We start from the raw sequence: 23,310 nt of genomic DNA on the forward strand, positions 1-23,310 counted from the left end.
GGAGGGTGAGAGACCCTCCCGCCGAAAGTCCAAGGGTTCCTGCTTAAAGCTAATCTGAGCAGGGTAAGCCGGCCCCTAAGGCGAGGCTGAAAAGCGTAGCCGATGGGAACCACGTTAATATTCGTGGGCCAGGAGGATGTGACGGATCGCAGGTGTGGTGAGACCTTATCGGATTGGTCTTGCCGCTGAGCGGTTCCTGGAAATAGCCCTCCATCAGACCGTACCCTAAACCGACACAGGTGGACTGGTAGAGAATACCAAGGCGCTTGAGAGAACGATGTTGAAGGAACTCGGCAAAATGCCTCCGTAAGTTCGCGAGAAGGAGGCCCGGTTCGTGGGCAACCATGGGCCGGGGGCACAAACTAGGGGGTGGCGACTGTTTACTAAAAACACAGGGCTCTGCGAAGTCGCAAGACGACGTATAGGGTCTGACGCCTGCCCGGTGCCGGAAGGTTAAAAGGAGGGGTGCAAGCTCCGAATTGAAGCCCCGGTAAACGGCGGCCGTAACTATAACGGTCCTAAGGTAGCGAAATTCCTTGTCGGGTAAGTTCCGACCTGCACGAATGGCGTAACGACTTCCCCGCTGTCTCCAACATCGACTCAGCGAAATTGAATTGCCTGTCAAGATGCAGGCTTCCCGCGGTTAGACGGAAAGACCCCGTGCACCTTCACTACAGCTTCACACTGGCATCAGGCATGCGATGTGCAGGATAGGTGGTAGGCTTTGAAACCAGGACGCCAGTTCTGGTGGAGCCTCCCTTGAGATACCACCCTTCTCCTGCTTGATGTCTAACCGCGGTCCGTTATCCGGATCCGGGACCCTGTGTGGCGGGTAGTTTGACTGGGGCGGTCGCCTCCCAAATAGTAACGGAGGCGCGCGAAGGTTGGCTCAGAGCGGTCGGAAATCGCTCGTTGAGTGCAATGGCAGAAGCCAGCCTGACTGCAAGACTGACAAGTCGAGCAGAGACGAAAGTCGGCCATAGTGATCCGGTGGTCCCGAGTGGAAGGGCCATCGCTCAACGGATAAAAGGTACGCCGGGGATAACAGGCTGATACTGCCCAAGAGTCCATATCGACGGCAGTGTTTGGCACCTCGATGTCGGCTCATCTCATCCTGGGGCTGGAGCAGGTCCCAAGGGTACGGCTGTTCGCCGTTTAAAGAGGTACGTGAGCTGGGTTTAGAACGTCGTGAGACAGTTCGGTCCCTATCTTCCGTGGGTGTAGGATACTTGAGAGGAGTTGCCCCTAGTACGAGAGGACCGGGGTGAACGATCCACTGGTGGACCTGTTGTCGTGCCAACGGCAGTGCAGGGTAGCTATGATCGGACAGGATAACCGCTGAAGGCATCTAAGCGGGAAGCCCCCCTCAAAACAAGGTATCCCTTGAGGACCGTGGTAGACCACCACGTCGATAGGCCGGAGATGTAAGCGCAGCAATGCGTTCAGTTGACCGGTACTAATTGTCCGATAGGCTTGATTTGATCCAGTAATAGCCAAGCTATACTGCTCAAAAGCAACACATCCCCAGTGTATGCGACTTGGAATATGGCTCTTCCTCGGTTTGGTGGTCATAGCACGAGCAAAACACCCGGCTCCATTCCGAACCCGGCCGTTAAGTGCCGTCGCGCCGATGGTACTGCGTCTCAAGACGTGGGAGAGTAGGTCGCCGCCAAACCTAGAAAGAGCCATGTAACTCTCAATACGATATCTCGTCCCAATACCGATAAACCAATGGGACGAAACCCCTGTGCACTCAAAAGCACAGTATTGGCGCGGGGTGGAGCAGCCCGGTAGCTCGTCAGGCTCATAACCTGAAGGTCGTAGGTTCAAATCCTACCCCCGCAACCAAATATCGAAAACATATCAGGTGCTTAGAGCTCGACGCAAGCCGTTGGGCTTTTGGCGTTCCGGCTTGCATCAACAGTAAGCGTTACAATGGGCCCCCTAGGGTGCAGACTCATTGAGTTTCACAGCCAGAACAAGACGGTTGCGGCGGGCATGATCGCAGAGAAGAAGGTTTCTGGGCAGGCCGACCATGATCCGGGCGAAGACCCCGTGTTCGTGGCTTCTCTCGAACCAGTGGCGTTCAACCACTCACCTCCAGCGCTTCCAACGGTTATAGAGGGTCTTCGCCGGGCCGTATTCCTTCGGCGCATCGCGCCAACGCAACCCATTGCGATTGATGAAGATTATGCCGCTGAGGACGCGACGATCATCGACGCGGGGCTTACCATGGCTCTTGGGAAAGAACGGCTTCAGGCGTTCCATCTGTGCATCGCTCAGCCAGTAAAGATTGCTCATCGATCAGGTCTCCTTGCGGAGCCTGAATCATGCCAAATGCCTCAAATCAATGGGGCTGCAGCCTAAGCCCTGCCCGCCGCCGCCGTTGCATCGACCACGTCGGGCAGAAGTTCTCCCTCTCGGAGCGCTTCGCCTGCCGGACACTTGGTCAGCATCGCTCGACACAACGCAAGGTGCCGCGGGGCCGTCCCGACGAAGACGCGCTGACCGCGGACATCATCGCACTCGCCATGCGCATCCCAGTGCGCCTCGATAAAATCCACCATCACTTCGACCGGCGGTCGAGCTCCGCCATCGCAAAATATGCGCTCGCCTTACGCAGGATCTCGTTCGCCTGCCGGAGCTCTCGGTTCTCGCGCTCAAGGGCCTTCATCTTGTCAGCTATGTCGCTCGGGATACCGGCACGCATCCCGCTGTCGACTTCGGCCTTCTTGACCCAATCGTTCAGCGTGTTCGCCGAACATCCGATCTTCGCGGAGATCGACGTGATCGCCTGCCAGCGAGAGCCGTGCTGGCCCTCGTTGTCGAGAACCAACCGCACGGCGCGCTCGCGCACTTCAGGGGAAAACTTATTCGTGGTCTTGCTCATGATGCTCCATCCTACTCAGGAGTTGGAGCCTCCGGCAAACCCGGCGCGATTCACGGCGGTTCGTGGCGTCGTCCCTGGACGGCACGAAATCGCAGAAACCTGTCTTTGCAACGTCGAGCGCGCGCTGAGCCGCGCAGGGCGCTCGCTGCCGAGAGGCGACGTTCGTACCAAATGCGGCAGAGGTCTGCAGGCAGCCCCAAAGCGGAACGCTAGCGCTTCAAGTCTCTATAATAATTTTTTGGATTGAGTGACGATGATGGCGGATCGGGACCCCAACGGCATTGGTGTGGCGAAGTGAAGGCGGCGCGGAGAACATTTCAATGGCCCAGAACGGGCGGTTGCGATCCAATCCAAGCCGATCACTCCGCAGCAAAAGGGTGCATACCGGAGCGCTCTTGGGCAGGCAGCTTGAACTTCCGCACTAACTCAACCAGAGTGTCTGCCTCAGTGGTCAATTCTTGGCCTGCCGTAGCTGTTTCATCCAGAATGGCCGCATTCTTCTGCACATCATGATCGAGGCTTCCGACCGCGGTGTTGATCTCGGTTATGCTGGTCGCCTGTTCGACTGCCGTTGCAGATATTTCGGTGACCTTGTCGTATACGTGGACAACAGCGTCTTGAATGGACGACAGGGCATCGACCGTCTCAGAGACGTGCCTCACGCCATCGACGACATGCCCTTCGCTGCTCCGGATAAGGCTGTTGATCTCTCCCGCAGCTTCGGTCGCGCGCTGTGCAAGGGCACGCACCTCGGAGGCAACGACTGCAAAGCCCCGCCCGGCCTCGCCCGCTCGGGCGGCCTCTACTCCAGCATTGAGAGCCAGAAGATTGGTCTGGAACGCCACATCTTCGATCATGTCAGTGATTCGCCCGATCGATTGCGAGGATTGCTCGATCTTGCGGATCGAATCCACAGCGCTGTCCGCAACGGAACGGGTGGCCTCGGCCCGTTCCCGTGCGGTCGTCACATGGCGTTCGGCGCTCTTGGCGTTCTCGGTTGCGCCGCGGACATTGTGTTCGAGCGTCTGCAGCGCCGCTGCGGTTGAGCTACTCCCCATCGGTTGGACAGTATCTGGCGTAATTTAAGCTACTCTTTGCACCTGCTGATCGGGTTTTTTGATATCATTTCTCTGCCAATAAACCAGCGCCGGTGGCTTGCCGCCGAGGGCTGAGTGAGGACGCTGGTGGTTGTAGAAGGTCATCCATTTCCGGATAGCCCCTTTCGTCTCTGATCCGGTCTCCCAGGCATGCAGGTAGACGCATTCGTATTTCAGGGTTCGCCACAGCCGCTCGATGAAGATGTTGTCGAGGAATCGGCCTTTCCCATCCATCGAGATGCGCACACCGGATCGGCGGAGCCGGTCGGTCCAGGCGAAGGACGTGAACTGGCTGCCCTGATCCGTGTTCATGATCTCGGGCGGGCCGAACTTGTGGATGGCCTCGCTCAGTGCTTCGACGCAGAAGTCGGCCTCCAGGGTGTTCGAGATCCGCCAGGATAGAACCTTGCGCGTGTGCCAGTCCATGATCGCTATGAGGTATAGGAACCCGCGGCGCATGGGCAGGTAGGTGATGTCCGAGCACCAGACCTGGTTCGGACGATCCACGTGCAGCCCTTTCAGAAGGTAAGGATAGGTCTTGTGTCCTTTCGCCGGCCTGCTCGTGTTGGGCTTCTGGTAAATCGGCATCAGCCCCATGAGGCGCATTAGCCGGCGTATTCGCTTCTCGTTCACGAGATGCCCGTCATTGCGCAGGTGCCAGGTCATCTGGCGGACACCGAAGAACGGCGTCTCCAGGAACTGCTCGTCGATCTGCCGCATCAGGCCGAGGTTCTGTGCGGTCTCTCCCTTCGGCTCGTAGTAATAGGACGAGCGCGCAATCGACAGCAGCCTGCACTGCTGACCGATGGACAGCTGAGGATGGTCAGGCTCGATCATACCGCGCCTCACTTCCCGCCCCAGGGCTTCAGCTTTCGTTCCAAAAAAGAGTCGGCCACCGCCAGCTCCCCGATCTTGGCGTGGAGCTCCTTCACCTGCTCCTCGTCGATCTCGGGTCTCTTGCGGCCGCCGCGCTCGAACACGCCGGACGCGCCTTCGAGCAGGGCGCGCTTCCATTGATGGATCATCGTCGGATGCACTCCGAACCGGCTCGCCAGCTCGGCCGCCGTCTCTTCACCCTTCAGGGCTTCCAGCGCGACCTTCGCCTTGAACTCAGGCGCGTGCTGCTTGCGTTTCGACATCTCTGATCTCCTTCTCGTCGAAGATCAGCAGACTGCAAATCGTAGCTTACGTCACTGTCCGAATTTCGGGGGGTAGCTCATTGACCTGGAATGAGGCTGGAGCCTGTACGAAAAAGTCGGGGTCCGCGTTTCTGCGCAGACCCTCATGTCTTTCGCATCCGCGACCGCCTCGGGGGATCCGGATGGCCTCGGTCTCAGGTCGTCGTCTGACGGCGCCGGACGAAACCGAAGACGCCCAGACCGGCCAGCAGCATCGGCATCGCCGCCGGCAGCGGAACCACCCCGGTATTGCCGCCGGTATCGTCGATCACCTGGCCGATCTTCGCCTCGATCGCCGCGCCATAGGCGTCGAAATCGGCGACCGGGATCACGAAGCCCGTCTCGGTCGCGTTCGGCAGGTTGCCGAGATCGGCCGCGATGACCCCGTCATCGGCATCGCCGCTGGTGCCGAGCCCCGCGATCCGGGCCATGTTCGACAGCGCATAGGGGCTGCTGACCCCGCTGCCGACCGCCTCGAGGCTGATCCCGTCGACCCCGGCCGTATTCGCGGCCAGCGCCGCGCTTTCGGTCAGATATTGCGAATTCGGCGAGCCGTCGGTGGTGGTGTTGATGAGGGTTGTATCCCCCAGCCCCTCATCGAGGAAAAGATCGGTGATATAGGTGATGGCCCCGGCGGTGTCGGTACCGCCGTCGTCCTTGTAGGCGGTCAGCACGGCGGACTGGATCGAGGCGATGTTGGCGGCGGTCACGACGGTTGGCGGGACCACCGTGTAGCTGGAGTAACCGTAAGAGGTCACCGCCACCCGGTATTGATTGTCGCCGCTGGTCGGGATCTGCGACAGGGCAGCCGAGAGCGCTGCTGTCGCGCTGTCGAAGTCATATGAGCTCACGCTGCCAGAGCCGTCCAGTACGAAGCCGAGATCGATGACCGCAGCACTGGCCGTTCCCGCGCCGAAAAGGATGGAAATCGCCGCCGTCGCGGCCCGCAGGGTCTTATTCCTTGTCATACTGACATTCCTTCCTGAAAAAATGGAAGGGGCAGGAAAAAATGCACTTTTCGAAAACGAGTTTGGATTCCCCCAAGCCTACCCCGGGTGAAATGTCACCGAACAACCGTTCTTCGGCAACTGATTCGAACCGCTCCCCCGGGGTTTTCGGTATTGCCGCCCGGACCGGCTGGCGCTACGGGTGCCGGTGCGTTTCCGCTGGTCCGCAGGTCGCGACTCCCGTTGCCGCCAGGGTGGTGGAAATTTAAAGATCTTGCGTGGACAAGAAATATTATTGCGCATGAGCGAGCGCAGACATATGATCCGCGAAAAAAGAACCGAAGGAGCAGCCATGCCGGGCAGCCGACTTGACGCCATCGACCGCAAGATCCTCGCCGAGTTGCAGGCCGACGGTCGCATGACCAATGTCGAACTGGCGCGCCGGGTGGGGATCTCGGCTCCGCCTTGCCTGCGCCGCGTCCGTACGCTCGAAGAGGCGGGCTTCATCCGCGGCTATCATGCCGATATCAACACCCGCGAGCTGGGCTTCGAGGTTCAGGTCTTTGCCATGGTCGGGCTGCAGAGCCAGGCCGAGGCCGATCTGTCGCGGTTCGAGGCCCGTTGCCGGGCCTGGCCGCTGGTGCGCGAATGCCACATGCTGAACGGCGAGGTCGATTTCATCCTGAAATGCGTGGCGCCCGATCTGTCGACCTTCCAGAGCTTCCTGACTGAAGAGCTGACCGCCGCCGATAACGTGGCCAGCGTCAAGACCTCTCTGGTGATCCGCGGCGCCAAGGACGAGCCCGGCGTGCCCTTCGAGGTGCTTGAGGCGCGGCTGAGCAAGAGCGCCTGATCGGGCCCGCCCGCGCGGCGCCGGTCAGGCCGCGTTCAGCTTCTCCATCTCGAAGGCGGTCAGCCTCGGCACCTGCATCGGGCCGAAGCCGCCGAAACCGCTGACATGCGGAAACAGCGACAGGAACCGCAGGCGGTTGGCCTTGTCGATGAGAAGGCTGGCATTCTCGCCCGGGTGATAGCTTTCCACCTCGACCCCGTTGGCCAGAAGCACCTGCTGTCCGTGCAGGGCCAGATGATAGACCCGGGTCGGGCGCAGCACGCGCAGCGCGATCAGCGCGGTGCCGTCGACGAAGCCGGTGGCGGGGGCGAAGGCCGTCTCGGCGCCGGTCAGGGCGCGGCAGCGGGGATGGCGCATCAGCAATCGCGCGCGCGGCCCCAGTACCAGGTCGGGCATCGGCCGGCCGAGGCCGAGGCTGTCGGCGGTGAGCCGGGTGAGCGTGACGGTCTCGCGGCCTCGTCCGGCAGGCGGCACCAGCATGGTCGAGCCGACCCAGAGCAGCGGCTGTGCTCCGGCTCCGGCGGTGTCGATCTCCATCCCGGGTAGCAGGTCCTCGACCGCCACCGGTCCTTGCGGAGTGGCGATCAGGGTTCCATGCGCGAAGGCGCAGAAGGCTTCGTCGACATGCGGATCGGCGGGCATGGCGCGGGCGACGTCATGCGGCCTGCCGTCGGGGGTCATGCCCCGGACCTCGTAGCGGCGCATCGCCGGCTGCGGCCCGGTCATCCCGGAGGCGGGCCGGGCCTGCTGCGGGAAAAAGCCCGAGGCGCCACGAAAATGGGTTGCCATGCGATCGTTCCTTCCGGTCAGGTCCGGTCACATCTGCCACGGCCCCCACCAGGACGCAGAGAGACGTCAGGACTCTGCCAGAGCCGCGGGCTTTCGTCAAAACGCCGGGCTTTCAGCACCGGCATTCCGGCTGAACTTCGAGACAATTTCGCGTCTGAAACGGCTTTGATGCCGGATCAGGTCAGAATTCGATCCGGCTGCCGATCACCAGCCCGATCGACCGGTCGTTATGGATCCCAACGATTCCCCCAATCCGCAGCCAGGTGTCCTTTCCGATCCGGCGCGAGACGGCGGGCGACAGCTTCACCGTCCGTGGTTCGGTGGCGGCCTCCTCGCCCCATATTTCCAGCGTCAGCTGGGTGCGCGGGTTGGGCATGACGCCCAGCGTGATGTCGAGCTTGTAGTCGACCATGGCGCTTTGCGGACGGCTATCGGTGCGCGCGTCCAGACTGATCCAGCCGCTGCCGTCGGGGGTCGTGAAACCGGTGCCCCAGCTCAGGCCTGCCCGGATCACCGGCTCGGTCATCCCGCCCGGCGCGCCCGCTGCCCCGGCGCCGAATTCCGTCGCCAGTCGCCCGGGCAGCCAGTCGATCTCGGATCCGAACCGCAGGAAGGCGATGGCCTTCCAGTCATCGGCGGCCTCGCCCTTGCCCGCGTCGAGCCCGAGCGTCAGCTTCGGCGTCATGCCGTATTCGCCATAGACCGAGCTGTAGCCCCAGCGGCTGCCCCAGGTCCGGTCGCGATTGGCCTCGTGCGAGAAGGCCAGAAGCCCAGATCCCTTCTCCTGCAACCAGGCCCCGGCCAGCGCCGCAGGGGCCGCGCCCAGCGTCGCAGCCAGCACCGTCAGGGTCAGGACCATAGGGCGGGCCCCAGCGCGCAGCGTTGCGACGGCATCCGGGATGCCGGGCGCGGCCGGCGCAGGGGGGGCACCTGGGCGCATGGGGCGCTCCTTTCTCCGCGAGTTTCCGTCTGACGTGGTTAACTCAACGTTAACCCCGGGGCTCGGATAGCGGGGGGCAGGGTTCTGGCGCCGGATCGGTGCGGGCGGTCATGGCGTCCGGAGGCGATGCGAGCGGCTGCGGCGGATTGGGGCTGTGCAACCACGCCGGCTGCGGTATTCTGCGCTGCGGCATGGCAGGGGGGATCACATGGCTGGCACGATCATCACCATCGCGCAGCAGAAGGGCGGCTCGGGCAAGACCACGCTTGCGGCCAATCTGGCCGTGGCCTTCCGGCGCCGCGGCATGGCTGTCGCGCTGATCGACACCGATCCGCAGGGCAGTCTCGGCCGCTGGTTCATGACCCGGATCGAGGGGCGCGAGGCGCCCGACATGGAATTCTCGACAGCCTCGGCCTGGGGGGTCGGCTACGAGACCGCCAAGCTGGCGCGCGACCATGACGTGGTGCTGATCGACACCCCGCCCAAGGCCGACAGCGATCTCAGGCCCGCTCTGCGCGCCGCCGATCTGGTGCTGGTGCCGGTTGCGGCCTCGCATGTCGATCTGTGGGCGACCGAGGGGGTGCTGGATCTTGCCCGGCGCGAGGACAAGCCGGCGATGGTGGTCCTGAACCGGCTGAAGGCCAAGACCCGGCTTGCCGCCGAGGTGGCCGAGATCGCGGGGGGGATGGAGGCGGGGCTGGCGATGGTCCGGCTTGCCAACCGCGTCAGCTATGCCGAGACGCTGGGGCGCGGGCTGGGCGTGCAGGAAGCCGGGCGCCGGGGACCGGGGGCGGATGAGATCGAGGCGCTGGCCCAGGAGGTGCTGGCCGCGCTGGCCGATTGACGGCCTTCATCTACCGGACTGCCCTTGACGAGACCGCTTCGGGGCGGCCTCACCCGTCCGCCAAGAAAACCGCACGCCCTGGGCATCGCGACCGCCCCGCCGAGCCGGCAGGCATCGACTTGCCCGGCAGGGACGGCGAGAAGGCCCGCGAGGACAGCGGAGGCCGTTTGCGGGGCCGTGCAGCTTCAGGTTTTCCTGCGCCCTGCCGCCGTGAGGGCGACATGGGCGGCTATGTCCTGGCATTGGCAAGAACGCGGCCCCGTGCCCGGCGGCAGCACTCCGGGCGCCACGTCCTCGGGTCGGAAGCAACAGCTCGGGGCATGATCGGAGGCGCAGCGCAGGCCGCGCCGGGTCCGGGCCACGGAGCCGTCCGGCAAGGACGGCCTGGGTCGCTGCGCATTTGGGCCGGAGCGCGGGCGGGTGCGATGATCTTCGGGCGGCAGACGGTCACGCGCGTCGGAGCGCCCGGCCCGCAGGCAAGCGCCGATCAGGCAAGCGCCGATGGCGCGTGCGATTGAGGGCGGGGGGCTTGAGGATGATGCGATTGACGGGGCGGCCCGGGCGCGGCAGGCTCGGGTGATGGACAGGGCTCTTCTCGTTCTCGGTGCGGCGATGCGGGGTGTGGGGCAGCCCGGACCCGCGCTGATCCGCCGGGCGGAACATGCGGCGCTGCTGTGGCGCGCCACGCCCGAAATGCTGGTCGTGACCTCGGGGGCGGACGGTGAGGCCGAGGCGGCGGCCGCGATCTGCCGGGCCGCCGGGGTCCCGCCCGAGCGTCTGATCTGCGAAAGCGCCGCCCGCAGCACCGCCGAGAACATCGCCTTCTGCCGACCGATCCTTGCCCGGGAGGGGATCGGCAGGGTGACGCTTGTCACCGATGGCTATCACGCGCCCCGGGCGCTTTTCCTGGCGCGGCGGGCGGGGCTTGAGGCCGATGCGAACTGCCCGCCCCGCCCGCCGGGGGCGCAGGGTCGCCTTGCTCTTGCGCTGCTGCGGGAGGCGGCGGCGATCGCAAAGGCTCTGGCGCTTGGCCCGACACGCCGCCCGTGAACCGGATTCGTGAACCGGATTGCCCGGGCCGGTCCGGCCTGGGACCCGCGCCCTCACGCGGGTATTGTCCGTCTTCACGTCGCGGACTGCGTTAGGGGCTATGGCGCGGCGGTGTCCGAAACGATGGAGCGGTCCCCGGGTCATGAACCGAAGCCCTGGCGGCGGCCCTACGGCCTTGTCTCTCCTGCGCCATTGGCCTGCCCGAAGGCGTCGGCCGAAGCTTGCCTCTGGTCCCCGACCGCTGTCGGGCGAAACCTCGTTTCAGGTTGCCTGCCCGGATCGTAGATCCTGAAAGAGAACGGCCTTTCCTGCGCGCTGGCGCGCCCTGTGCCTATCTCCGCGCGCCGTCTCTCCGTTGCGCATCGAGATTTTCCTCGGTCAGCATGTTGGCGTAGAGCGCTTCCATGATCTTGCGGAATGCCAACAGCTCGTCTTCGGTGAACTGATCCGAAAACGCGGCAAAACTCCGGATTTCCCGCTCGCGGATTGCGCCGATAAGCTCTGAACTTTCAGCAGTCAGACGATAGAGGAACGATCTTGCGCGATCCGGGTTCGGCGTCTTCTCGATCATTCCCGCTTCCAGCAGGGCCTTGAGCTCGCGTGCCACGAACTGCCGCTTCATGTCGAGCCAGTCCGTCAGCATCGGCGCTGTCGCGCTCTTCGCTTCGCTCAGCGTCTCGAGGATTGCCCTCTGGCCGACGGTAATGCCGGTTCCTTGCAAATCGCGTTCCACGCGCGCGGTTATGCGACGCAGAAGCGGGCGTATGAGGCGGACACCGCCGTAAAGAGTGTCTCCGGGGGGCAAGCGCGCGTCCTCATTCTTGTCAACTGAGTTGACGTTTTGTCGGGTCTCCAGTAGGGTGCAGATTATAGAGACGGCTCAAATGGGGCAGCAAGCAATGTCGTTCGATAAACTTGCGGAAAGGCAGATCCTCAAGGCGCAGGCCGAAGGCTCGCTGGATCATCTCGAAGGCGAAGGAAAGCCGTTATCGGTTCGTCCGCACGAAGATGCCGTTGGCATCGGCATGCGGATCATGGCGGAAGCCGGCACGCTTCCGCGCGAATTCGAGTTGAAAAAGGCCGTGGACAAGCAGCTCCTGGTCTTGCAGGCGACCACCGGCGCCTTGGAGCGAAAAGCCGAAATGAAGAAGCTGGCCGATCTCACGTTGCAGCTGGAAATCGAACGAGAGGCACGGCGCAGCTTTTTCAAATGATGGCGACCTTGCTAGACGAGGTCATGCGCCCGGAGCTGCGCCGCCACCGTCTCGCCGCCAGTAAACGTGGAACGAGTAAACGGGGAGGCGGAGGTCGTGTCACGGCGCCGGATGTCCGCATTCCTGCCTCTCTTCGGACCCGCGCCCTGCTTCGAGAGGCCGGTTCGGGGATATGCCTGAGGACCGGGCCAGGATTGCCTGACACGGCTCAGTGCAGAATCCGGGGCGCCCGGTGCCTCAGTCGTAACTGGCGGCGACCTCGTACATCACCGGCTCGAAGCTCTTGCAGAGCTCGGCGAAGCGGCGGGTATGGCCGCGCATCTCGTCGCTGCGCAGCATCGCCTGGAAATCCTCGCGCCGCCGCCATTGCGAATAGTTCGCGATCCGGGTCTGGGCGTCGTTCACATGCAGCGCCGCACCGATGAAGCCGGGCTGTTTCGAGATGAACGCGGCGAAGGTGTTCTGCAACTCGTCGAGCAGGTCCTGGCAGGTGCCAGGGGTCACCTCGAAGGTGGTGATCACGGTCTGCAGGTCGGCCTGGGGAGTGATCTGGGGCATGTCTGTCTCCGATCTTCCTGGGGTGGGTGACGCTCAGCGTACGACGTGAACGGCGCAGGGGGCGTGACGCACCACGCGGGCGGCCGTCGAGCCGAGGAAATAATCCGTCAGGTCGGGGCGGTGCGAATGCATCACGATGAGATCGACGCCGTGGCGTTCGGCATAATCGACGATGGTAATCCCGGCATGCCCGGTGACCACGCGGATCTCGATATCGGACACGCCGGCCAGCGCGCCGGCCAGTTCCTGCCGGATCGTCGCGCGGGTCGCTTCCTCCTGCCCCTCGGGCAGATACTGTGCCACATAGGGCGGGATTGCTTCGGCAACGGTCAGCACCGTGATCGTGCCGCTCTCGCTGCGCAGCCGGCGCGCGATTGTCAGCACATCGCCCAGATCGGGCGCGTGATCGACCGCCACCGGCACAAGAATATTCGCATACATGGTCTCGGACCCTCCGGTTCTGCCGCCGAGCATCGCATCGCCGCGCGGCGCGATCCTTGACGTAAATCATGCCCTTGGACCCTAGAGAGGTCGCGCGGTGCTGGGAACCGGTTTTCCGTGCGGGCAGCACCGGCACATCCGCTTTCAGACCTGTGCCGGCGCATTCAGCTGGGCCTCGAGATGCGCTACGACGGCATCGAGAATGGCGATCCGATGCGCGCCGGGGGGCCGGATCGCGTAATAGCCGACGCCGATCTCGGGCCGGAACGGGATCGCGACCAGCGCCGCCCCGGCATTCTCGCGGGCCGCGCGGATCGAGATCTCGTCGACGATGGCCACGCCCATGCCGTCGGCCGCGAAATGGCAGCAGTTCAGCATCGAACTTTCCATCAGGCTGGCCGGAGCGGCGGCGGCCTGGGCCAGCGCGCTGTCCAGCGCCAGCCGCGCCGGCGAGTTCCGTCCCGGGATCAGCAGCCGCTCGCCCGCCAGATCGTCCGGGGTGCAGACCGAGCGCGCGGCCAGCGGATGCCCGGGCGGAACCGCTGCGACTGCGGCCATCTGGCGCAGCGGCCGGGCGCGCTCGTCCATGCGCTGGCGACCATAGACGAAGCCGATATCATATTGCGCGTTCTCGACCATCTCCCAGACATGGCGGCTGTTCTCGACATCGATCACCAGGGGCACGTCGCGGCGCTCGCCGATCACATCGCGGATGGCACGCTGCAGATAGGGCCGCACCAGAGAGGTGACGGTGCCGATCCGGATCACGATATTCTTGTGGTCGCGGATGTCCTCGGCGGCCTGGGCGATCTGGTCGAGCCCGAGATAAAGCCGCTCGACCTCGCGATAAAGCAGCGACGCTTCCGGCGTCGGGTCGAGCCGGGCGCCGCGGCGCTGGAAGAGCGACAGCCCGATCGTCTCCTCCAGATCGCGGATCAGCCGGCTGACCGCCGGTTGTGTCACATGCATGGCAGCTGCGGCCGAGGTGATGCCGCCGGTCATCATCACGCTTCGGAACGCTTCGACCTGTCTTTGTCGCAACCGCATGATCTTCCAATCCTATAACATGGAGGCATGATGAGCACACCAAATACAATTTCATGCCCATTCACAAAATGGGTAATTTTCTGTCGGCCCGGAGCGAGGGTGCGGGTCGCCATTGGTATACGGAGGACTATCCGGATGAAACGTTTTGCCTCGGCGGCACTACTCGCAGCCAGTGTCGCGGTCTTGCCCGCGCTCGTTTCGGCACAGGCGCTGACCATCGGTCTCGCGGCCTCGACCACCTCGATGGACCCGCAATTCTATGTCGTCGGTCCGAACAGCGCCATGGCGCGCAACATCTTCGACGGGCTGGTCAACCAGGACGACAAGCAGCAGATCCAGCCTGCGCTGGCGGTCTCCTGGCGCGTGATCGACGACACCACCTGGGAATTCAGGCTGCGCGAGGGCGTGACCTTCCACGATGGCAGCGATTTCACCGCCGAGGATGTGGTGGCCAGCCTCAACCGGGTGCCGAAGGCCTCGAAGAACAGCCCGAGTTCCTTCATGCCCTATGTGAAGGCGATCACCTCGGTCGAGGCGGTCGACCCGATGACGGTGCGCATCACCACCGCCGCGCCGACGCCGCTTTTGCCGAACGATCTCAGCCGGATCGCGATCCTGCCCGCCGAGGATGCGGATGTGACGACCGAAGAGATGAATGCGGGCAAGGGGGTGATCGGCACCGGGCCGTTCAAATTCGTGTCCTGGGTGCCCGACAGCGAGGTCAGGGTCGCCCGCAACGATGCGTACTGGGCCGGCCCCGCCGCCTGGGAAGACGTGACCTTCAAGGTCTACAAGAACAACAGTGCCCGGGTCGCGGCGATGCTGTCGGGCGATGTCGACATGATCGAGAGCATCCCGACGGCCGATACCCGACGCCTGAAATCCGCCGACGATCTCAAGGTCGTGTCGGTCGCGGGCAACCGGGTGATGTATCTGCACATGGATCAGGGCCGCGAGGTCTCGCCCTTCGCCAAGGGGCCCGACGGCAAGAACCCTCTGCGCGATGCGCGTGTGCGCCGGGCGCTGTCGCTGTCCCTGAACCGCGAGGCCATCGTCGACCGGATCATGGACGGCCAGGGCGTGCCCGCGGGCCAGCTCGTGCCCGAGGGCTATTTCGGCTTCGACCCCACGATCGAGGTCGATCCCTACGACCCGGCGAAGGCCAAGGCGCTGCTGGCCGAGGCCGGTTATCCCGACGGCTTCAAGCTGACCTTCCACGCCTCGAACGACCGCTATCCCAATGACAGCCGCGTGGCCCAGGCCATCGGTCAGTTCTTCAGCCGGATCGGCATCGGCACCTCGGTCGAGACCCTGCCCGCCAGCGTCTACTTCTCGCGCGCCTCGAACCTCGAATTCAGCTTCATCATGGGCGGGGCCGCGGTCGAGACCGGCGAGGCCTCGGGCGTCCTGGGGCCGCTTCTGGAGACCTATGGCGACAGCGCCGGGCGCGGCAACCGGGGCCGCTATTCGAACCCCGATTTCGACGCGACGCTGCAACAGGCGCGCCAGACCCTCGATGACGCGACCCGCCGCGAGCTGCTGCAGAAGGCGACCCGCATCGCGATGACCGGTCTCGGGGTGATTCCGGTCTTCTACCTTGCCAATACCTGGGCGCTGGAGGACGGGCTGAGCTATCCGGGCCGCTCCGACGGCTACACCCTCGCCTATGAGGTCACGGCCGAATGAGCGCGCCGAGGGAGCCGGGCTTTCACGGCGTCTTCCCTTATCTGGTCTCCCCGCTCGACGCCTCGGGCGGGGTCCGCGAGGACGTTCTGGCGGCTCTGGTCGAGCGGCTGATCGGGGCAGGGGTGCACGGGCTCGCGCCGCTGGGCAGCACCGGCGAATTCGCCTATCTCTCGAACGATCAGCGCCTTGCGGTCGCCCGGGCGGTGATCGGCGCGGCCAGGGGACGGGTGCCGGTGGTGCCGGGCGTGGCCTCCACCTCGACCGCCGATGCGGTGGCGCAGACCCGCGCCCTGGTCGCGGCCGGGGCAGATGGCATCCTTGCCATTCTCGAGGCCTATTTCCCGATCGGCGAGGCGGGCGTCGAGGCCTATTTCACCGCCATCGCCGAGGCCGCCGAGGGCCTGCCGGTGGTGCTGTACACCAATCCGAATTTCCAGCGTTCCGACCTGACGCTGCCGGTGATCGACCGGCTCAGCCGGGTGCCGAACATCCGCTACATCAAGGATGCCTCCTCGAATACCGGGCGGCTGTTGTCGATCCTCAACCGCTGCGGCGGCCGGATCGAGGTCTTTGCCGCCTCGGCCCATATCCCGGCCTGCGTGATGATGATCGGCGGCGTCGGCTGGATGGCGGGCCCGGCCTGCATCGTGCCCGAGCAGAGCATCGCGCTTTACGAGGCCGCCCGGGCGGGCGACTGGGAGCGCGCGATGGACCTGCAGCGCCCGCTCTGGCGCATCAACGAGTTGTTCGCGCGCTATTCGCTGGCGGCCTGCATCAAGGCCGCGCTCGAGCTGCAGGGCTTCGAGGTCGGCAATCCCGTCGCGCCGCAGGCCCCGCTCGATGCGGCGGCGCGGGTCGAGCTGGCCGAGGCGCTGGGCGCCATCGGCGCGCTCTGAGCGGCCGGGCGGTTCTCCTGTGAAGAACGGTTCCATGACAGCACCCCTTCCCGTGATTTTCGACTGCGATCCCGGCATTGACGATGCCATCGCGCTGCTTGGGGCCTTCGCGGCGCCCGAACTCGATATCCGCGCGATCCTCGCGGTCTGCGGCAACCAGCCGCTCGAACGCACGCTGCGCAATGCGCTGCAGATCTGCGAACTGGGCGGGCGCGAGGATATTCCCGTCCATGCCGGCGCCCATCGCCCGCTTTGCCGCGAGCCGATCCATGGCAAGTTCCATGGCGAGAGCGGGCTGGGCGACACGCTGCTGCCCGACCCGCTGAAGCGGCCCGAGCCGGTCGGTGCGGTCGAGGCGCTGATCGACCATCTGGGCCGCGCGGTGCGGGGCGAGGGGCCGAAGATCACGCTGTGCTGCCTCGGGCCGCTGACCGATCTGGCGCTGGCCCTCAGGCTGGCCCCCGACATCGCCGCGGGCATCGAACGGGTGGTGATGATGGGCGGCGCCTTCCGCGAGCCGGGCAACCGCTCGCTGACCTCCGAATTCAACATGCTGGCCGATCCCCATGCCGCCGCCATCGTGTTCGCGGCCGGGCTGCCGATGACCGTGCTCGGGCTTGACGCCACCCATCAGGTGATGCTGAGGCCCGATCATGTGACCCGCTTCGCCGAGGTCAGCGGCCGGATCTCGCGCAGCGTGGCCGGGCTGATGGCGTTCTGGGACCGCAACGACCCGCAGCGCTACGGCTCGCGCGGGGGGCCGCTGCACGACCCGCTGGTGACCGCCTTCCTGCTGGCGCCCGAGCTGTTCGAGACGCGTCCGGCCCGGGTCTTCGTCGAGACCGAGAGCCCGCTCTGCCTCGGCCAGACGGTGGCCGACTGGTTCGGCAAGACCGGCGGTCCCGCCAATGCCGATATCGCGATCGGGGTCGATGCCGGTGGCGTGATCGATCTCTATCTCGGGCTGATGGCGCGTTATGGCGCCGGCGCCGCGGCATGAACCGGATACCGGTCATCATCGATACCGATCCAGGCGTCGATGACGCGGCCGCGATCCTGATGGCACTGGGCTCGCCCGAACTCGACGTGCTGGGGATCACGGCCGTCGCTGGCAATGTGACGCTTTCGGCCGCGCTGACCAATGCCTGCCGGATCGTGGGGCTGACCGGGCGGACCGACCTGCCGGTCATGGCAGGCGCACGCGCGCCGCTGTTGCGCGATCAGGTCTTCGGCAAATATGCCGCGATCGGCGCCTTTCCCGCGCCGCTGATCGGCGCGGCTCCGGTCGCGCCCGCCACCGAGAACGCCGTGCGCTTCATCGCGCGCAAGACCCGCGCCGCCGCCAGGGCGGGCGAGCCGCTGACGATCTGTGCCATCGGGCCCCTGACCAATATCGCGCTGGCGCTCCGGATGCATCCGGAGGTGGGGCGCGGCATCCGGCGGATCGTCTGCATGGGCGGCGCCATCGCCATGCCCGGCCACCGCACCCCCTGGGCCGAGTTCAACATCCATGCCGACCCGCATGCCGCCGAGATCGTCTTCGGTTCGGGCGTGCCGCTGGTGCTGTTCCCGCTCGACGTGACGACGCAGGTCCTGTTCACCGACACGCATATCGCGGAGTTCCGCGCCCGGGGCGGGGCGGCCGGGCGGGCGCTGGCCAATCTGCTGACACAATACGACCGCAGCGACCCCGAGCGCTACGGCCGTCCGGGCGGGCCGCTGCATGACCCGATGACCATTGCCTGGCTGATGCAGCCGGATCTGTTCAAGGGGCGCAGCGCCCGGATCGGGGTTCAGGTCGGCGGCGCGACCAGCGGCCATACATTTGCCGATTTCAACGCGCCCTCGCCGCATATGGCGGTGATGACCGGGGTCGACGAGGCCGCCTATATCGCGCTGGTCCTCGATCGCATCGCGGCCCATGGTGAGAGGCGTGGAACGACGCCGCAGAAGGAAACGGAATGAGCGGGTATCTCTTCAGCCGGTTGCTGCAGACCGTGGTGACGCTGTTCGTCATGTCGGTTCTGGTCTTCGGCGGGCTGCACATGGTCGGCAATCCGGTCGACGTTCTGCTGAGCCCGACCGCGACGCCTGCCGAGCGGCTGGAGGTGATCCGGTCCTTCGGGCTCGATCAGCCGGTCTGGGTGCAATACGGGATCTTCCTCAAGAACGCGCTGTCGGGCGATCTGGGCAATTCCTTCGTCTACAACCAGCCCGCTCTGCATCTGATCCTGCAGCGCATGCCCGCGACGCTGGAACTGGCCGCCGCGGCGCTGGTCATGGCGCTGGCGATCGGGTTGCCGCTCGGGGTCTATGCCGGGCTCAGGCCGAACGGGTGGCTCGCGAAGTCGATCATGGCCTTCTCGATCCTCGGTTTCTCGCTGCCGACCTTCTGGATCGGGCTGGTGATGATCATGGTCTTCGCGGTCCAGCTGGGCTGGCTGCCCTCGTCGGGACGCGGCGACACTGTCGATGTCTTCGGCGTGCCGCTGAGCCTGTTCACCCTCGACGGTCTGGCCCATATCGCGCTGCCGGCCTTCAACCTCGCGCTGTTCAAGATCTCGCTGGTGATCCGCATCACCCGGGCGGGCGTGCTCGAGACCATGCAGCTCGACTTCGTGCGCTTCGCCCGCGCCAAGGGCCTGCCCGAGGGACGCATCGTCCGCATCCATGTGCTGAAGAACACGCTCATTCCGCTGATTACCGTGATCGGGCTGGAACTCGGCTCGCTGATCGCCTTCGCGGTGGTGACCGAGACGATCTTCGCCTGGCCCGGCATGGGCAAGCTGATCATCGATTCGATCGCCGTGCTCGACCGGCCGGTGATCCTGGCCTACCTGATGATCACGGTGGTCATGTTCAGCCTCATCAATCTCACCGTCGACATCCTCTATTCGCTTGTCGATCCGCGTGTCCGGCTGGAGGGCAACTGAGATGACCGCCCCGTCCGATACCCCCCGGTCCGTCCATGCCGCTGCCACGGCGGCCGTGCCGCCCGCCTCGGCCTCGCCGTTTCGCCAGACCATGGCCAGGCTTCTGCGCGACCCGCTGGCGCTGACCGGGCTCGTGATCCTCACGCTGCTGGTGATCGGGGCGGTCTTCGCGCCGCTGATCGCGCCGCAGGACCCCTATGATCTCGCCCAGCTCGACATCATGGATGGCCGCCTCGGCCCGGGCTCGCAAAGCATGACCGGCATGACCTATCTGCTCGGCACCGACGATCAGGGCCGCGATCTGTTCAGCGCGATCCTGTTCGGGCTCCGGACCAGCATTCTCGTCGGTCTGGCCAGTGCGGCCATCGCGCTGGTGATCGGCGCCTCGGTGGGGCTGTTCAGCGCCTATGCGGGCGGGCGGACCGACGCCTTCCTGATGCGGATCGTCGATATCCAGCTCAGCTTTCCGGCGATCCTGATCGCGCTGATCTTCCTCGCGATCCTCGGGCAGGGGGTCGACAAGATCATCCTCGCGCTCGTGGTCACCCAATGGGCCTATTACGCGCGCACGATCCGCGGCTCGGCCCTGGTCGAGCGCAAGCGCGCCTATGTCGATGCCGCGCGCTCGATGGCGCTGCCCGACCGGCGGATCCTGTTCCGCCACATTCTGCCGAACTGCCTGCCGCCGCTGATCGTCGTCGCCACCATGCGCGTGGCCTATGCGATCATGCTGGAAGCCACGCTGAGCTTTCTCGGCATCGGCCTGCCGGTGACCGAGCCCTCGCTGGGGCTGCTGGTCTCGAACGGCTATGAATACCTGCTGTCGGGCGATTACTGGATCAGCTTCTTCCCCGGTCTCGCGCTGTTGGTGCTGATCGTCTCGATCAACCTGATCGGCGACTCGCTGCGAGACATCCTGAACCCCCGCAGGGAGGGCTGAGCGATGGAGACCCCCGTTCTTTCCGTCGAGGCGCTGAGCGCGGCCTTCCGTGTCGAGGGCCAGTGGCGCAATGTCGTCGAGGGCGTCAGCTTCGATATCGGCCCGCAGGAGACGGTGGCCGTGGTGGGCGAGTCGGGTTCTGGCAAGAGCGTGACCGCTATGTCGATCATGCGACTGCTGTCGCCCGCCAATTCCCGCACCGAAGGCCGGATCGTCTTCGAGGGGCAGGACCTGCTGGCAATGCCGCTCGATCACATGCAGGCGATCCGGGGCAACCGGATCGGCATGATCTTCCAGGAACCGATGACCTCGCTGAACCCGGTGCTGAGGATCGGCGATCAGATCACCGAGGTACTGCGCCGGCATCGCGGGCTGGACGGCGCCGCGGCCGAGGCCGAGGCGGTGCGGCTTCTGGACCGGGTGCGCATCCCCTCGGCGGCGGCGCGGCTGGGCGAGTATCCGATGAATTTCTCGGGCGGCATGCGCCAGCGCGTGGTGATCGCCATCGCACTGGCCTGTTCGCCCCGGCTCCTGATCGCCGACGAGCCGACCACCGCGCTCGACGTCACGATCCAGGCCCAGATCCTCGAGCTGATCAAGACCCTGCAGGAGGAAGAGGGCATGTCGGTCCTCTTCATCACCCATGACATGGGCGTGGTGGCCGAGATCTCGGACCGGACCGTCGTGATGTATCGCGGCGAGGTGGTCGAGAAGGCCACGACCGAGGCGATCTTCCGCGAGGCGAAGCACCCTTATTCCCGCGCGCTCCTGTCCGCCGTGCCGCAGCTTGGCGCCATGGCGGGCCAGGACCGGCCGCTGCGCTTTCCGCGGGTCGACATGGCGACGGGCGAGATCGCGCCGCCGCCGCCCACCGCCGATACCGTGCGCGTGAATGAACCGCCGGTGCTGAAGGTCGACAATCTCGTGACCCGCTTCCCGGTCCGCAAGGGGATCCTGCGCCGGGTCGTCGGCCGGATCCACGCCGTCGAGGACATCTCGTTCGCGCTGCGTCAGGGCGAGACCCTGTCTCTGGTGGGCGAAAGCGGCTGCGGCAAGTCGACCACCGGCCGGTCGCTGATCCGGCTCGAGGACCCCTCGGGCGGCAGCATCGCGATGGATGGGCATGACGTGCGCGGGGCCGGGCATTCGGAGCTGACGAAGATCCGCCGCGACGTGCAGATGATCTTTCAGGACCCGTTCGAAAGCCTCAATCCGCGCATCCGCATCGGCGAGGCCATTGCCGAACCGATGATCGTGCACGGGCTCGTCTCGCGCCGCGAGGCGCCGGCGCGGGTGGCCGACCTGCTGGAGCGGGTCGGGCTGTCGGGCGAGATGCTGCAACGCTTCCCGCATGAATTTTCGGGCGGCCAGCGTCAGCGGATCTGCATCGCCCGGGCGCTGGCGCTGGAACCGAAACTTATCGTGGCCGATGAATCCGTCTCGGCGCTGGATGTGTCGGTGAAGGCGCAGGTCATCAACCTGATGCTCGATCTGCAGGAGCGCTACGGGCTCGGCTATCTCTTCATCAGCCATGACATGGCGGTGGTCGAGCGCATCAGCCACCGGGTCGCGGTGATGTATCTGGGCGAGATCGTCGAGATCGGCCCGCGTGCGGCTGTCTTCGAGACCCCGCAGCACCCCTATACCCGCAAGCTGATCGCCGCGGTGCCGGTGGCCGACCCGTCGCGTCGCAGCCGCCGGGTAGTGGCGGGCGACGAGATCCGGAGCCCCTATCGCCCGGCCGGTTACGTGGCACCGAAACGGCTTTACCGCGAGGTCGGAGAGGGGCATTTCGTTCAGATCCATGAAAGCGAGGCCGTCGCATGATCGTCACCTTCGGTTCTCTGAATGCCGACCTGATCTTTGCGGTCGAGACGCTGCCGCAGCCCGGCCAGACCCTGATGGCGAAGAGCTTCACCACCGAGGCGGGCGGCAAGGGCGCCAATCAGGCGCTGGCGGCCGCGCTTGACGGCGCCGAGGTGGCGATGGCTGGGGCGGTCGGACAGGACGCGCTGGCCGAGGTCGCGCTGGAGGGGCTGAAGGGCCGGGTCGATCTGACGCGCGTGGCCCGGCTTGAGGCGCCCACCGGCTGCGCCGCGATCCACCGCGATGCCTGTGGCCGGAACGAGATCGTGGTGGCGGGCGGCGCCAATCTGGCAGCCTCTGCCGACAGCGTCGAGGACGCGCTTCTGGACCGGGCCTCGGTCCTGCTTTTGCAGATGGAGAACGACCCGGCCGAGATCGCCCGGCTGATCCGGCGCTGCCGGAGCACCGACGCACTCTGTATCCTGAACCTCGCCCCGGCCGGTCGCCTCGACGCCGAGCTGCTGGGGCTTTGCGATCTGATCGTCGTCAACGAGGACGAAGCCGAGGCGATGGCGGGATGGCTGGGCTGCGCGCCCGATCCGCGCGCTCTGGCCGCCGCCTCGGGCGCGGGCATCCTGCGCACGCTGGGCGGCGAGGGGGCCGAACTGTGCTGGCAGGGGCAGGAGATTTCGATCCCGGCGATGCCCTGCACACCGAAGGACACGACCGCCGCCGGGGACTGTTTCGTGGGCGTCTTCGCGGCGGCTCTGGATCGCGGCGAGACGCCCGGGGCAGCGCTGCGCCGGGCGGCGGCGGCGGCGGCCATCGCCTGCACCCGGATCGGCAGCCAGTCGAGCCTTCCCGAAGCCCGCGACACCGACGCCGTGCTGGCCGCTGCGGCGGGCTGACCGGCGGGAAGGGCGGTTTCAGACCCTCGGTGCCGCCCCGAGGGGTCGGATCATCACAAGGGTGGAATTTCCGTCCGGCCGCTGGGCGGTCTCCTGTGCCCCGGCAGTTTCGTCGGCAGTCGGGATCGGGGGCGAGTGGTGTTGCGGTAACCGGCCTCGGGTTCGATCTCCTGCCCTTCGCCGGACGCGCGCTTCCTGCCACAGGGCCGCGTTCTGCCGCTATCCTGAGGGACCGGCGGGATGCGGTCGCGGGACGTCCTGCCCTTGTGGCCTCGGCGGCGCATCGCGGCGCC

Annotated in this window: 21 protein-coding genes, 1 tRNA gene, 2 rRNA genes, 3 pseudogenes and 1 other annotated feature (1 of these 28 cut by a window edge); of the genes and pseudogenes, 16 read left to right on the forward strand and 11 right to left on the reverse strand. The window is 65.6% G+C overall.

Translation table 11 applies throughout. The features are described 5' to 3' along the window. The 3 genes from ACK8CO_RS11630 to ACK8CO_RS11640 all read left to right on the forward strand — a co-directional run. A 23S ribosomal RNA gene (locus tag ACK8CO_RS11630) occupies nucleotides 1-1,481 on the forward strand (it extends 1,379 nt beyond the left edge of the window). Nucleotides 1,482-1,560: 79 nt separating this feature from the next. Continuing rightward, nucleotides 1,561-1,675: ribosomal RNA gene (rrf, locus tag ACK8CO_RS11635) — 5S ribosomal RNA — on the forward strand. A gap of 96 nt (nucleotides 1,676-1,771) precedes the next feature. Continuing rightward, nucleotides 1,772-1,848: transfer RNA gene (locus ACK8CO_RS11640), tRNA-Met, on the forward strand. Between the two features lie 252 nt (nucleotides 1,849-2,100). Here the strand turns inward: ACK8CO_RS11640 and ACK8CO_RS11645 are convergent. Next, a pseudogene (locus ACK8CO_RS11645) lies at nucleotides 2,101-2,301 on the reverse strand (transposase); the annotation flags it as partial. A 53-nt stretch (nucleotides 2,302-2,354) separates the two neighbouring features. On the opposite strand from ACK8CO_RS11645, the pseudogene ACK8CO_RS11650 reads away from it, so the two are divergent. Further along, nucleotides 2,355-2,531, forward strand: a pseudogene (locus tag ACK8CO_RS11650) (IS3 family transposase); the annotation flags it as partial. After that, nucleotides 2,498-2,609: a sequence feature (AL1L pseudoknot), on the reverse strand. (Overlaps the previous pseudogene by 34 nt.) Here the strand turns inward: ACK8CO_RS11650 and ACK8CO_RS11655 are convergent. The 4 genes and pseudogenes from ACK8CO_RS11655 to ACK8CO_RS11670 all read right to left on the reverse strand — a co-directional run. Beyond that, a pseudogene (locus ACK8CO_RS11655) lies at nucleotides 2,529-2,890 on the reverse strand (transposase); the annotation flags it as partial. (Overlaps the previous feature by 81 nt.) The pseudogenes ACK8CO_RS11650 and ACK8CO_RS11655 overlap by 3 nt on opposite strands. A 359-nt stretch (nucleotides 2,891-3,249) precedes the next feature. Beyond that, nucleotides 3,250-3,948 (reverse strand): methyl-accepting chemotaxis protein, encoded by a 699-nt coding sequence (locus ACK8CO_RS11660; protein WP_414896733.1) that lies wholly within the window; start codon nucleotides 3,946-3,948, stop codon nucleotides 3,250-3,252. A gap of 24 nt (nucleotides 3,949-3,972) precedes the next feature. Then, nucleotides 3,973-5,126, reverse strand: a protein-coding gene (locus ACK8CO_RS11665) for an IS3 family transposase (RefSeq protein ID WP_414896734.1) whose coding sequence is annotated in 2 segments (ribosomal slippage) — nucleotides 3,973-4,874 and nucleotides 4,874-5,126 — 1,155 coding nt in all. Because the reading frame shifts where the segments join, the coding sequence is not laid out codon by codon here. 194 nt (nucleotides 5,127-5,320) lie between these two features. Beyond that, nucleotides 5,321-6,133 carry a VWA domain-containing protein gene (locus tag ACK8CO_RS11670; RefSeq protein ID WP_414896735.1) on the reverse strand — a complete coding sequence of 271 codons (813 nt, stop codon included), beginning with the start codon at nucleotides 6,131-6,133 and terminating at the stop codon, nucleotides 5,321-5,323. A 331-nt stretch (nucleotides 6,134-6,464) separates the two neighbouring features. Between ACK8CO_RS11670 and ACK8CO_RS11675 the strand changes: the two genes are divergently transcribed. Beyond that, nucleotides 6,465-6,965 (forward strand): Lrp/AsnC family transcriptional regulator, encoded by a 501-nt coding sequence (locus ACK8CO_RS11675; protein ID WP_080617673.1) that lies wholly within the window; start codon nucleotides 6,465-6,467, stop codon nucleotides 6,963-6,965. A gap of 24 nt (nucleotides 6,966-6,989) precedes the next feature. Here ACK8CO_RS11675 and ACK8CO_RS11680 read toward each other — a convergent pair whose 3' ends face one another. Beyond that, nucleotides 6,990-7,754, reverse strand: a complete 765-nt coding sequence (locus tag ACK8CO_RS11680) for a Hint domain-containing protein (RefSeq protein WP_080617672.1) — start codon at nucleotides 7,752-7,754, stop codon at nucleotides 6,990-6,992. A 181-nt stretch (nucleotides 7,755-7,935) separates the two neighbouring features. Next, a complete protein-coding gene (locus tag ACK8CO_RS11685) occupies nucleotides 7,936-8,694 on the reverse strand; it encodes a hypothetical protein (RefSeq protein WP_414896736.1) in 759 nt (252 codons plus the stop codon). Nucleotides 8,695-8,902: 208 nt separating this feature from the next. On the opposite strand from ACK8CO_RS11685, the gene parA reads away from it, so the two are divergent. After that, a complete protein-coding gene (gene parA / locus ACK8CO_RS11690) occupies nucleotides 8,903-9,538 on the forward strand; it encodes a ParA family partition ATPase (protein ID WP_414896737.1) in 636 nt (211 codons plus the stop codon). Nucleotides 9,539-10,039: 501 nt separating this feature from the next. Then, complete coding sequence (locus ACK8CO_RS11695) at nucleotides 10,040-10,588, forward strand: YdcF family protein (RefSeq protein WP_414896738.1); 549 nt, start codon at nucleotides 10,040-10,042, stop codon at nucleotides 10,586-10,588. Between the two features lie 331 nt (nucleotides 10,589-10,919). Here ACK8CO_RS11695 and ACK8CO_RS11700 read toward each other — a convergent pair whose 3' ends face one another. Further along, nucleotides 10,920-11,321, reverse strand: a complete 402-nt coding sequence (locus tag ACK8CO_RS11700; protein WP_414896739.1) for a MarR family winged helix-turn-helix transcriptional regulator — start codon at nucleotides 11,319-11,321, stop codon at nucleotides 10,920-10,922. 151 nt (nucleotides 11,322-11,472) lie between these two features. Here ACK8CO_RS11700 and ACK8CO_RS11705 point away from each other — a divergent pair, with 151 nt between their 5' ends. Beyond that, entirely contained in the window at nucleotides 11,473-11,802 is a 330-nt protein-coding gene (locus ACK8CO_RS11705; protein WP_414896740.1) for a DnaJ family domain-containing protein, read from the forward strand. Between the two features lie 237 nt (nucleotides 11,803-12,039). Here the strand turns inward: ACK8CO_RS11705 and ACK8CO_RS11710 are convergent, their stop codons facing one another. From ACK8CO_RS11710 to ACK8CO_RS11720, 3 genes are all read right to left on the reverse strand, one after another. After that, complete coding sequence (locus ACK8CO_RS11710; protein ID WP_414896741.1) at nucleotides 12,040-12,360, reverse strand: antibiotic biosynthesis monooxygenase family protein; 321 nt, start codon at nucleotides 12,358-12,360, stop codon at nucleotides 12,040-12,042. Nucleotides 12,361-12,393: 33 nt separating this feature from the next. Next, entirely contained in the window at nucleotides 12,394-12,801 is a 408-nt protein-coding gene (locus ACK8CO_RS11715) for a universal stress protein (RefSeq protein WP_080618092.1), read from the reverse strand. A 144-nt stretch (nucleotides 12,802-12,945) separates the two neighbouring features. Then, nucleotides 12,946-13,842 carry a LysR family transcriptional regulator gene (locus ACK8CO_RS11720; RefSeq protein WP_414896742.1) on the reverse strand — a complete coding sequence of 299 codons (897 nt, stop codon included), beginning with the start codon at nucleotides 13,840-13,842 and terminating at the stop codon, nucleotides 12,946-12,948. A 141-nt stretch (nucleotides 13,843-13,983) separates the two neighbouring features. Between ACK8CO_RS11720 and ACK8CO_RS11725 the strand changes: the two genes are divergently transcribed. Genes ACK8CO_RS11725 through ACK8CO_RS11760 form a run of 8 tightly spaced genes read left to right on the forward strand, consistent with a single transcriptional unit; the run spans nucleotide 13,984 to nucleotide 23,017 of the window. Then, a complete protein-coding gene (locus tag ACK8CO_RS11725; protein ID WP_414896743.1) occupies nucleotides 13,984-15,534 on the forward strand; it encodes an ABC transporter substrate-binding protein in 1,551 nt (516 codons plus the stop codon). Then, on the forward strand, nucleotides 15,531-16,430 hold the full coding sequence (locus ACK8CO_RS11730; RefSeq protein WP_414896744.1) for a dihydrodipicolinate synthase family protein: 900 nt from the start codon (nucleotides 15,531-15,533) through the stop codon (nucleotides 16,428-16,430). The genes ACK8CO_RS11725 and ACK8CO_RS11730 overlap by 4 nt, the downstream gene beginning before the upstream one ends. Before the next feature lie 34 nt (nucleotides 16,431-16,464). Continuing rightward, complete coding sequence (locus ACK8CO_RS11735; protein ID WP_080617663.1) at nucleotides 16,465-17,430, forward strand: nucleoside hydrolase; 966 nt, start codon at nucleotides 16,465-16,467, stop codon at nucleotides 17,428-17,430. Further along, nucleotides 17,427-18,395 (forward strand): nucleoside hydrolase, encoded by a 969-nt coding sequence (locus tag ACK8CO_RS11740; RefSeq protein ID WP_414896745.1) that lies wholly within the window; start codon nucleotides 17,427-17,429, stop codon nucleotides 18,393-18,395. Before ACK8CO_RS11735 ends, ACK8CO_RS11740 begins: the two co-directional genes overlap by 4 nt. Next, complete coding sequence (locus ACK8CO_RS11745; protein WP_414896746.1) at nucleotides 18,392-19,363, forward strand: ABC transporter permease; 972 nt, start codon at nucleotides 18,392-18,394, stop codon at nucleotides 19,361-19,363. The genes ACK8CO_RS11740 and ACK8CO_RS11745 overlap by 4 nt, the downstream gene beginning before the upstream one ends. A 1-nt stretch (nucleotide 19,364) precedes the next feature. Continuing rightward, complete coding sequence (locus tag ACK8CO_RS11750; RefSeq protein WP_080617660.1) at nucleotides 19,365-20,303, forward strand: ABC transporter permease; 939 nt, start codon at nucleotides 19,365-19,367, stop codon at nucleotides 20,301-20,303. A 3-nt stretch (nucleotides 20,304-20,306) separates the two neighbouring features. After that, nucleotides 20,307-22,130 (forward strand): ABC transporter ATP-binding protein, encoded by a 1,824-nt coding sequence (locus ACK8CO_RS11755; protein WP_080617659.1) that lies wholly within the window; start codon nucleotides 20,307-20,309, stop codon nucleotides 22,128-22,130. After that, complete coding sequence (locus tag ACK8CO_RS11760; RefSeq protein WP_080617658.1) at nucleotides 22,127-23,017, forward strand: ribokinase; 891 nt, start codon at nucleotides 22,127-22,129, stop codon at nucleotides 23,015-23,017. Before ACK8CO_RS11755 ends, ACK8CO_RS11760 begins: the two co-directional genes overlap by 4 nt. Nucleotides 23,018-23,310 lie beyond the last annotated feature (293 nt).

Origin of the sequence: Rhodovulum sp. HP10 (assembly GCF_047553435.1) — a bacterium.
Classification (GTDB): Bacteria; Pseudomonadota; Alphaproteobacteria; order Rhodobacterales; family Rhodobacteraceae; genus Rhodovulum.

Coding starts and splice junctions, on each gene's coding strand:
- ACK8CO_RS11670 (WP_414896735.1), bottom strand. CDS start 6,133: ATGACAAGGAATAAGACCCTGCGGGCCGCGACGGCGGCGATTTCCATC.
- ACK8CO_RS11705 (WP_414896740.1), top strand. CDS start 11,473: ATGGGGCAGCAAGCAATGTCGTTCGATAAACTTGCGGAAAGGCAGATC.
- ACK8CO_RS11715 (WP_080618092.1), bottom strand. CDS start 12,801: ATGTATGCGAATATTCTTGTGCCGGTGGCGGTCGATCACGCGCCCGAT.
- ACK8CO_RS11760 (WP_080617658.1), top strand. CDS start 22,127: ATGATCGTCACCTTCGGTTCTCTGAATGCCGACCTGATCTTTGCGGTC.
- ACK8CO_RS11735 (WP_080617663.1), top strand. CDS start 16,465: ATGACAGCACCCCTTCCCGTGATTTTCGACTGCGATCCCGGCATTGAC.
- ACK8CO_RS11680 (WP_080617672.1), bottom strand. CDS start 7,754: ATGGCAACCCATTTTCGTGGCGCCTCGGGCTTTTTCCCGCAGCAGGCC.
- ACK8CO_RS11755 (WP_080617659.1), top strand. CDS start 20,307: ATGGAGACCCCCGTTCTTTCCGTCGAGGCGCTGAGCGCGGCCTTCCGT.
- ACK8CO_RS11730 (WP_414896744.1), top strand. CDS start 15,531: ATGAGCGCGCCGAGGGAGCCGGGCTTTCACGGCGTCTTCCCTTATCTG.
- ACK8CO_RS11745 (WP_414896746.1), top strand. CDS start 18,392: ATGAGCGGGTATCTCTTCAGCCGGTTGCTGCAGACCGTGGTGACGCTG.
- ACK8CO_RS11740 (WP_414896745.1), top strand. CDS start 17,427: ATGAACCGGATACCGGTCATCATCGATACCGATCCAGGCGTCGATGAC.
- ACK8CO_RS11685 (WP_414896736.1), bottom strand. CDS start 8,694: ATGCGCCCAGGTGCCCCCCCTGCGCCGGCCGCGCCCGGCATCCCGGAT.
- ACK8CO_RS11725 (WP_414896743.1), top strand. CDS start 13,984: ATGAAACGTTTTGCCTCGGCGGCACTACTCGCAGCCAGTGTCGCGGTC.
- ACK8CO_RS11750 (WP_080617660.1), top strand. CDS start 19,365: ATGACCGCCCCGTCCGATACCCCCCGGTCCGTCCATGCCGCTGCCACG.
- ACK8CO_RS11695 (WP_414896738.1), top strand. CDS start 10,040: ATGGCGCGTGCGATTGAGGGCGGGGGGCTTGAGGATGATGCGATTGAC.
- parA (WP_414896737.1), top strand. CDS start 8,903: ATGGCTGGCACGATCATCACCATCGCGCAGCAGAAGGGCGGCTCGGGC.
- ACK8CO_RS11710 (WP_414896741.1), bottom strand. CDS start 12,360: ATGCCCCAGATCACTCCCCAGGCCGACCTGCAGACCGTGATCACCACC.
- ACK8CO_RS11660 (WP_414896733.1), bottom strand. CDS start 3,948: ATGGGGAGTAGCTCAACCGCAGCGGCGCTGCAGACGCTCGAACACAAT.
- ACK8CO_RS11675 (WP_080617673.1), top strand. CDS start 6,465: ATGCCGGGCAGCCGACTTGACGCCATCGACCGCAAGATCCTCGCCGAG.